The organism is Mycobacterium sp., from assembly GCF_049280035.1.
Taxonomy (GTDB): Bacteria; Actinomycetota; Actinomycetes; order Mycobacteriales; family Mycobacteriaceae; genus Mycobacterium.
In genome coordinates this window covers 1-7,866 of sequence record NZ_JBAPPI010000207.1, presented here as the reverse complement: position 1 = coordinate 7,866, position 7,866 = coordinate 1, and the positions used below count along the sequence as shown (strand labels likewise).

Here is a 7,866-nt window from a genome sequence, read left to right as displayed (position 1 = left end):
GGTAACCGGCGCCAGCAGCGGCATCGGCGCGGCGACGGCACGCGCGCTGGCCGCCCAAGGCGCCGCGGTCGCCCTAGTCGCCCGCCGCGCTGATCGGCTCGACGAAATCAAGGCCGATATCGAATCGGCAGGCGGCACTGCGCTGGCGGTGCCCGCTGACGTCACCAACGCCGAACAGGTAGCCGTGGCGGTGCAGCGGATCGTCGGCGAGCTGGGCCGCCTCGACACCGTGGTGAACAATGCCGGGCTGATGCGGATGGCACCCGCTGCCGAAGCGCCACTGCAGGATTGGGACGATCTGGTGCGGGTCAATGTGCAGGGCGTCTTATACGTCACCCGGGCCGCGGTCCCCCACCTCATCGATGCGGCCGCGGACTCACCCCGCGGTGTCGCCGATCTGGTCACCATCAGTTCCACCGCCGGCTGGGTCGCCCGGCCGAACACCGCCGTTTACTCGCTGACCAAATTCGGGGTAAACGCGTTCAGCGAGGGCATTCGACAAGAGCTGCTGGGCAAGCGAGTTCGGGTCGGCGTGGTTGGGCCGGGCACGGTCGACACTGAAATCAGTCATCACCTTTCCCCGGAATCGCGCGAAGCATTCAATCGTCAGACTGCCGACATGGTTAAGTTGGCGCCGGAGGACATCGCCGATGCCGTGCTGTACATGGTCACCCGCGACCGCAGAGTAGCCGTCAACCACATGTTGGTTCGCGCCGCCGAACAGACCTGGTGACCGGCGCAGACGATCGCTGGGTCACCGGCGATCGCTTCGATGCGGCGCTGGCGCGAGCCCGCTGACTACCGCCACGACGGGCTGGCAGTGAGCAATTCGGGCCCGGTGTCGGTGATGACGACCGTGTCGCGGTGAAGAACCGCGCCGACGCCTTCCTGCCACACGTAGCCGGTAACCGCCAACACCATCCCCGGATCCAGATGTTCGCGTTCGGCGGTGGCCGGAAGCTGCCGCGAGATCACCGGTGGATCGAAGCCCAGCCCCAGCCCGTGCGCGACGGCCATCGGCGGCAGCGACTCGCCGGCCAGGTCGTAAGCCGCGAGCAGATCACTGGCCGGCGCGCCGGGACGGCAGGCAGCAATCAGCCTGTCCCACAGCTCGTTCGAGCGTTGATAAAGCTTGTGAGTCGGCCCGTTGTCGGTGTCGCCGGCCGGCCAGGTCCGGCCCACCTCCGCGACGTATCCGTCGGCCAAGGCGCCCGCAGAAAACGCGACCAGGTCACCGGAGGCGACCTGGCCATCGCCGGTTGCGCGCCGCCACGGGTGTTGCCGAGACGTCACCCATGCGGCGTCCTGGGTAGCCGGCGTGCTCACCCCGCCCGCGGCCATCGCCTCGAGTACCGCGCCAGCCAATGTCTGCTCGGAAAGCCCGGGCCGCAACTCCGCGACCGCAGCGGCAATCCCGGCTTCGGCGACCCGCAGCGCGGTGTTCATCGCCGCCACTTCATCGGGCGATTTGATCCGCCGTGCTGTCCGCATCACCACTTCGCCGTCGACAAGTTGGGCATTCGGAAACGCCATCGGCAGCAACGTGGCGAAAGTCGGTGAAATCGCGTCGGTTCCGACCCGCTTGGCCGTCGTCGCGCCGTCTATATTCTTCAACACCTCGATGAGCGTCATCGGATTCCAGGCCAGACCGTAGAGCCGGTCGCGGCCGATCTCTTCGGGGATCCCTTCGTCAGCGGTGCTCATAAGGTAGATCTCGCCGGTGGCACGCACGACCACACAGACCGGGCCGAACGGCCGTGTCCCGCCGATCCACAATTGCGGCGCCCCAGTGGCGTAACGGACATTGGCCTGTCGTCCGAGCACCAGGATGTCGATATCGTGAGCTTCCATCTGCGCCAGCGCCCGTTGACGACGACCCAGGCGTAACGCTGGCCCGTCCGGCGAAATCTCAGTGACCATAAGGCGTGTAGGGGTAGTCGGTAATCGGCATGAAGCCGTCTTCGGTGATCACCACGATCTCCTCACTGCGGTAGCCGCCGGTGCCGTCCTCCCACACCACCGGCTCCAGGACCAGCACCATGCCGACCGGAAACACGAAGTTGTCGTCGTATTCCTCGCCAAGATCGGTTCCGATCATCGGCGGTTCGGCGGGGTAGGTGCCGATGCCGTGTCCGAGATAGAGGTGCGGGAGCCACGGCTTGCTGCCGCCGTTAGCGGCGATCGCCGCCCGGGCGAGATCACCTGACGTGGCACCGGCTTTGGTCACATTCAGCACCGCGTCGAAGATCTGCCGCCACTTGTCGAATTGCTGCTGCTGACGCGCTGACGGCTTGTCGCCGACCACCCAGGTTCGACCGAAATCCGAGCAGTAACCGGCGTAGCTGATGCTGACATCGGTCCACAGCACGTCACCGTTGGCGAGTTTGCGTTCCGCGGTCAGCAGCGGCAGCGCGAGGTCGCGGTGTGTTGTCCACACCCCCTCAGCACGCGATGGCGGCATCACCTGCCAGATCGCCTCGAGCATGTTGGCCGTCGCGCCCAGTTCGAATGCCCTGCGCACCAGCCTGGCTGACAGATCGGTTTGTCGCACGCCCGGCGCCAACTGCTTCTGTACATCGACCATGGCCTGCTCGGTGATGCGAGTGGCTTTGCGGAGGCAAGCAATCTGGTCTGGTGTCTTGACCAGGTTGGCCGCTGCTACCACCACCGCGGCATCCGATGGCGGCCCGCCGGGAAAAAGCCGGCCCGCGGCCCTGCGCATCGCTCCGGTCATCTCATCGACCGCGACATTCGCGCCCGGCGGGATCAAATCACCGATCACCCGCGCGAATTGCTCTACGCCTTCTTCTAATTCAAGATAGAGCGGACCATGCAGATGATCCGCCGGCACTTGCGATTCCGACGCGGCCCCTTCGCGGAACGGTATGAATAGATGGGGATGCTCGTCGGCGGCAAGTACGATCGCTACCGGCCGTTCAACGTGCGACAGGCCGGCATCCAGCACCGGCCAACTGGCACCGGTGGCATAGACCACGTTGTCGTTCATCAGCAGGATCAGCGCATCGACACCGTTGTCGGCCATCGCCGACCGAAGCCGCGCGCTGGTTTCGCGACGCATCCGCGGCCAATCGGGCTCCTCGGGGACGAAGAAGGCTTGTGCAGCAGGAGAAGTCGTCATCTAAGCACCCAGGATTTTCTTGATGTTGCCGCTGACCATGTCACGGGTAGTTCGCAGAGCCGAGATGTCAGCCATAGCGCTCCGACGACGCACGCGTGATGGCGCGGTGAACGGGCGCCCGCCAAAGGCCGACGATCGCGTCAATCAGCCCTTCGGCCGCGATCGGCCAGCTGGACCGTGACCGCGGCCCGTGTTCGGCAAGCTCTCCTTCATGCTCGGCGCAAGTGTGCATCAGCAGATTGCGCGCCATGACCATCCGTTCGAAGCGGACCCGCTTCGGCAAGTCGGGCAGACAGCGGTTGATGCCGTCGATCGCCCGAACGAGCATCGGTGATGTGAGCGCATCCTCGGTAACCACCTGTCGATAGGTGGGATCGGCCATCGCCTGAGCGGCGAAACGTGCGTACCAGCTCGGGTTACCCAGAGCCGCCAGGTGATCGGTGAGCGGGTGCACCAAGGTGCCCACCCAATCCCGGAGCTCGGTCGAGTTACCGGCGCCGTCCAGCATCTGCCCCCGCAATTCCTCGATTGGCACACGGTGTTTGCTTTCGATGGCACGCAACAAGTCGGTCCTGGTGCCGAAGTGGTAACAAGCCGCCGCATTGTTGCCTTGCCCGGCTGCTTCACTGATCTGTCGATTGGATACGGCGTACATGCCACGCTCGGCGAACAACCGCTCAGCCGCCGACAAGATCGCTTCTCGCGTGCCCGTCGACCGATCGTTGCGCAGGACTCTGGCTGCGGTCACCGCCCAAGTGAACACCCGCGCCAGGGTTAAATCAAGCCGTTTATTTAACTGCCGCCCGCGACGCCGGTGACCGGGTCGACATTGCAAACGCGGATGCCCGAATGCGTGAAGAACATTTCCGGATACCCCCGAGCCAATCCACCACCGCTGCATCGCTATCGTTGCCCAATTAGCGTCCGCCAACCGGGAATTGGCGGTTAGCAGGCCCCGTCATCGCTGACCGCACCGCGCCGCATTGGTGACGTATACTTTTGCTTCTCGACTGCTGCTGCTTGACCTCGAAAGCCGGCGCGGCACCCCGAGCTACGCACCACATCGGAGGAGACCTTGGCGCGCAACCTGGTCACCATCGTCGCCACTCGATTAATGGAAACGACGGCTTCCACCGTCGCCGATGTAAATGAACAGGTGCTCGCCGAGCTTGTCCAGCATCTCGATATAGACGCTGCGCTTTTGCGCCATAACGATCACAAGATCAGGGTTTCCAGGTTGGTCGCAGCATGGCCACCGCGACGCGAAAACTCAGGCCCCGATCCCCAGACGGTCGCGCACTTCAGCAGCGCCGACCCGATCCTGGCGCTGTGCGAACACGGAAAGAACTTGGTGGTGATCCGGCCAGAACCAACCGAGCCTGCCTTCGCGCGCTGGGTTGCCGACGCCTACGAACGCTGGGGCCTGGAGGCCTCCAAAATCACGTCGCCCTCGGCGGCTGCGGCACCATTGGTCTCGGGAGGGCTAACTACGGGTCAGCTCACCTGCATGAAATTTCGTCGTAAGAAGTGGCGGACCCACGAACTCAACACGATCCAGACGATCGCTTCGCTGCTTGCGCAACTTCAGGCACGGATCACAGCCGAAGAGAAACTTCGCGACCTCGCGGAGCACGATGATCTGACCGGCCTGCACAACCGCCGCGCGCTGATCGCCCATCTTTCCGAGCGACTCACAGTAGGGCGGCCCGGCCCCGTGCCGGTTTTGTATCTCGACCTCGACCGGCTGAAGTCGATTAACGATTACCTCGGCCACAGCGCCGGTGACTGGTTCATCCGGACATTCGCTGAACAACTGCGCATAAAAGCCGGCGCTGGAAGCATGACCGCTCGGCTGGGCGGCGACGAATTCGTCGTCGTTCCCGATCGGCCGATGTCGATCGAAACCGCGGAGAAGACCGCCGATGAGTTGTGTGTGGCGCTGCGCGATCGAATGGCGCTGGGTGGCCATATGATCACTCGCACTGCCAGCGTCGGCGTGGCGGTGGGCATGCCGGGACGCGACAATAGCAGCGATCTGCTTCATCGCGCCGACGAGGCCGTGCTGGCGGCCAAGCGCGCAGGCGGCAACCACGTGGCCGTGTCCAACGACGACATGTCCCTGCAGCGTCTCTTCCGCAACGACATCGAACTCCACCTCAGCGGCGAAATCGATAGCGAAGCGCTGCTGCTTCATTATCTGCCCGAGGTCGACCTGTGGACCGGTGCGATTGTGGCGACCGAGGCGCTCGTTCGTTGGCGGCACCCAACCTGGGGCTTGCTGCTACCGGAGTCGTTCATCGGCGTGGCCGAATCTGCCAATCTCGGCGGGGAATTGGGCCGATGGGTGATGCGAAGCGCGTGTGCGGAATTCAGCCGGTGGCGTTCGCACGGCGTGGGACAGAACGCCACATTGCGCCTCAACGTGTCGCCTTCCCAACTGGTCACTCACGGTTTTGTCGAGAGCGTGGCCGACACGATCGACGAGTTCGGCATCGACGGCGCCTCGGTGTGCTTGGAGATCACCGAGCGCGCAGTTGTTCGCGACATCGACACCACCCGCAGAACCCTCGAGGCGTTGAAAGAAGTCGGGGTTCAGATTGCCATCGACGACTTCGGCACCGGCTATGCCGTTCTGTCGCACCTGAAGTCGCTGCCGGTCGACTTGCTCAAAATCGACACGTCATTCGTTCGCGATCTCGGCACCAGTGGCCGCGACCTGGCGATCGTCCGGGCGATCATCGGCCTTGCTGAAGCGTTCGACCTGCAGGTGGTGGCCGAGGGCGTGGAAACACCGGCCGCCGCATTGACTTTGATGCGACATGGATGTCATCGAGCGCAGGGATATTTGTTGTCGCGTCCGCTGCCGGGCAACGCCATGGAATCGTTGCTGTCCTCGCGCTGGATGCCGATGCCTTTCCTAGCTGACAGCCAAGCCCTGACCCCAAGCACGATCTAAACGCAAAAGATGTTTCATAGCTGCAGGATTCAACGATGGCTGACCTGAGCGACAAGCGATCGGATACGACGCGAGATCAGATCCTGCGCGCCGCCGCACACCAGTTCGCTCAGCGTCCGTACTACGCCGTCGGTCTCGACGACATTCTTTCTGAAGCCCAATTGACCAAGGGCGCAATGTATTTTCATTTCCGATCGAAGCATGCGCTGGCATTGGCCATTGTCGACGAGCAGATCGAAAGGTACACCGAGGCCGTCCAAAACTTGCGCGCCCGAAAGTTATCCGGGCTGGAGACACTTATCGACATCTCCTACCTGGTGGCGGTTGGAGATCTCACCCAAGATGTCACTCGAGCGGCATTCAATCTGCTCGAGTCAGTTGGCCGCACCGAGAAGCTGCAAGCGCGGCAGCTGGGGTACTGGATCCGATTCGTGGCCGAGATCGCCCAACGAGGCATCGCCGAGGGCGACATCATCCAACAAAGTGATCCGGAAGACATCGGGCGGCTCTTGGTCTCCCTTTATGTCGGGATGCGGCAGGCCAGCAGCCTGGACGAACCGGTGCAGTTTCTGAGTGACTTCGGAAACGCCGTGTCGACCGTCCTTCGCGGCATCGTGCGACCGGAGCGCTTCGACTATTTCTCCCAATTCGTCAAGCGACGTACGGCTCTCGCGATCAAGGCTGTCTCGCCGCCGGAAGTGTAGCCGCCGATAAGCGTTCCGAAAACTAGCGCTCGTCACGCCACAGCTGCTCGGTCAAATCTTGGAATGTTGCGAGCGCAATATCGTCATCGGAACGTATCAGCGCCGACTTGCTCATGAGGGCCCGCACACTCGAGCCGTCCCGGTGGGCCAATTCGACCACCATGTCAGCCAATGCCTGAACGACGGAGATTGGGGATTCGGTGGTGGGCGCGAGGTGGAAGAAGATGTCATCGAACTTCAGCGACAAGACTTCCTCGGAAGGGCGACCGACCATCTCTGAAAACGCGGTATTTGCGAAGAGCACGGTGCCATCCTGGGCGATAGCGAGCACGGGGACCGGGATCCGCTCGAGCACGACCAGAGCGGGCAACTGCTTCAGAATGCTCATCGGCGATCGACCAGACCGGCCGTTGCGTCTTCGCTCCACAGGCTGATTATGGGCCTGGAACGCCTCGTTGCCCGACTGCGTTAGCACGAACCCGTCTGGGCGGCCATTGAGGACCGTTCCGCCAAGCCGGTGGTAGAAGGCGAGCTGCGGGGCTGCGTTACGGGCAGCTGGCGTTCTGCAGGCTGAGGTTGGCCGCAACCTCTTCCAGCAGTCGGCGCAGTTCGGCGCGCTCGGCGGTGTCGAGTGCGGCGACGGTGCGCTCTTCCAACGTTTTTTGGGCGGCTTCGATTTCGGGGCGAAGGGCGCGGCTGCTTTCTGTTGCTTCGACGAGCACGGCGCGTCGGTCGGCGGGGTCGGTGGTCCGGGTGACTTTGCCGGCGCGCTGTAGCCGCTGAAGCATCTTGGTCACGGTGGACGGGTCGAGACCCAGGGCGTTGATCAGGTCGGCCTGGCGCACGACCCCCGCTGCCCATAGATGCATCATCAGCACCTCCTGCCCGGGGTACAGGCCGGTGCTTTTGAGGAGTTCGCCCGCCGCGGTGCGGTGGAGCCGAACCACCTGGGCAAGGGCCCGGCTCACCGGGCCACCCGGCCCGACGTCGAGCGGATCGCGGCTCGGTTGCTGGGGTGTCATGCCGTCAGCCTAACTGGTTGGCCGGCCAAATAACGTGCTACGCTC

General features: G+C 63.6%; 8 protein-coding genes. 3 read left to right on the top strand and 5 right to left on the bottom strand.

The window, feature by feature from the left end; genetic code table 11:
- Positions 1-733 (top strand): SDR family NAD(P)-dependent oxidoreductase (locus WAN71_RS06760; RefSeq protein WP_422224593.1); only part of this gene is annotated, 733 nt, incomplete at its 5' end.
- 65 nt (positions 734-798) lie between these two features.
- Here the strand turns inward: WAN71_RS06760 and WAN71_RS06755 are convergent.
- The 3 genes from WAN71_RS06755 to WAN71_RS06745 all read right to left on the bottom strand — a co-directional run bounded on the left by WAN71_RS06755 (position 799) and on the right by WAN71_RS06745 (position 3,902).
- Positions 799-1,920 carry a M24 family metallopeptidase gene (locus WAN71_RS06755; protein WP_422224592.1) on the bottom strand — a complete coding sequence of 374 codons (1,122 nt, stop codon included), beginning with the start codon at positions 1,918-1,920 and terminating at the stop codon, positions 799-801.
- Positions 1,910-3,139 (bottom strand): M24 family metallopeptidase, encoded by a 1,230-nt coding sequence (locus WAN71_RS06750; RefSeq protein ID WP_422224591.1) that lies wholly within the window; start codon positions 3,137-3,139, stop codon positions 1,910-1,912. Before WAN71_RS06750 ends, WAN71_RS06755 begins: the two co-directional genes overlap by 11 nt.
- 67 nt (positions 3,140-3,206) lie before the next feature.
- Positions 3,207-3,902, bottom strand: coding sequence for a TetR family transcriptional regulator (locus WAN71_RS06745; RefSeq protein ID WP_422224590.1), 696 nt, complete (start codon positions 3,900-3,902; stop codon positions 3,207-3,209).
- Between the two features lie 351 nt (positions 3,903-4,253).
- On the opposite strand from WAN71_RS06745, the gene WAN71_RS06740 reads away from it, so the two are divergent.
- Both WAN71_RS06740 and WAN71_RS06735 read left to right on the top strand, forming a co-directional pair.
- Entirely contained in the window at positions 4,254-6,095 is a 1,842-nt protein-coding gene (locus WAN71_RS06740; protein WP_422224594.1) for a putative bifunctional diguanylate cyclase/phosphodiesterase, read from the top strand.
- 35 nt (positions 6,096-6,130) lie between these two features.
- Positions 6,131-6,799, top strand: coding sequence for a TetR family transcriptional regulator (locus tag WAN71_RS06735; RefSeq protein ID WP_422224589.1), 669 nt, complete (start codon positions 6,131-6,133; stop codon positions 6,797-6,799).
- A gap of 22 nt (positions 6,800-6,821) precedes the next feature.
- Here the strand turns inward: WAN71_RS06735 and WAN71_RS06730 are convergent, their stop codons facing one another.
- Positions 6,822-7,187 (bottom strand): PAS domain-containing protein, encoded by a 366-nt coding sequence (locus tag WAN71_RS06730; RefSeq protein ID WP_422224588.1) that lies wholly within the window; start codon positions 7,185-7,187, stop codon positions 6,822-6,824.
- Between the two features lie 157 nt (positions 7,188-7,344).
- Positions 7,345-7,821: a MarR family winged helix-turn-helix transcriptional regulator gene (locus WAN71_RS06725; RefSeq protein ID WP_422224587.1), complete on the bottom strand. Its 477-nt coding sequence runs from the start codon at positions 7,819-7,821 to the stop codon at positions 7,345-7,347.
- Between the last annotated feature and the right edge of the window lie 45 nt (positions 7,822-7,866).

Coding starts and splice junctions, on each gene's coding strand:
- WAN71_RS06755 (WP_422224592.1), bottom strand. CDS start 1,920: ATGGTCACTGAGATTTCGCCGGACGGGCCAGCGTTACGCCTGGGTCGT.
- WAN71_RS06750 (WP_422224591.1), bottom strand. CDS start 3,139: ATGACGACTTCTCCTGCTGCACAAGCCTTCTTCGTCCCCGAGGAGCCC.
- WAN71_RS06740 (WP_422224594.1), top strand. CDS start 4,254: ATGGAAACGACGGCTTCCACCGTCGCCGATGTAAATGAACAGGTGCTC.
- WAN71_RS06735 (WP_422224589.1), top strand. CDS start 6,131: ATGGCTGACCTGAGCGACAAGCGATCGGATACGACGCGAGATCAGATC.
- WAN71_RS06730 (WP_422224588.1), bottom strand. CDS start 7,187: ATGAGCATTCTGAAGCAGTTGCCCGCTCTGGTCGTGCTCGAGCGGATC.
- WAN71_RS06725 (WP_422224587.1), bottom strand. CDS start 7,821: ATGACACCCCAGCAACCGAGCCGCGATCCGCTCGACGTCGGGCCGGGT.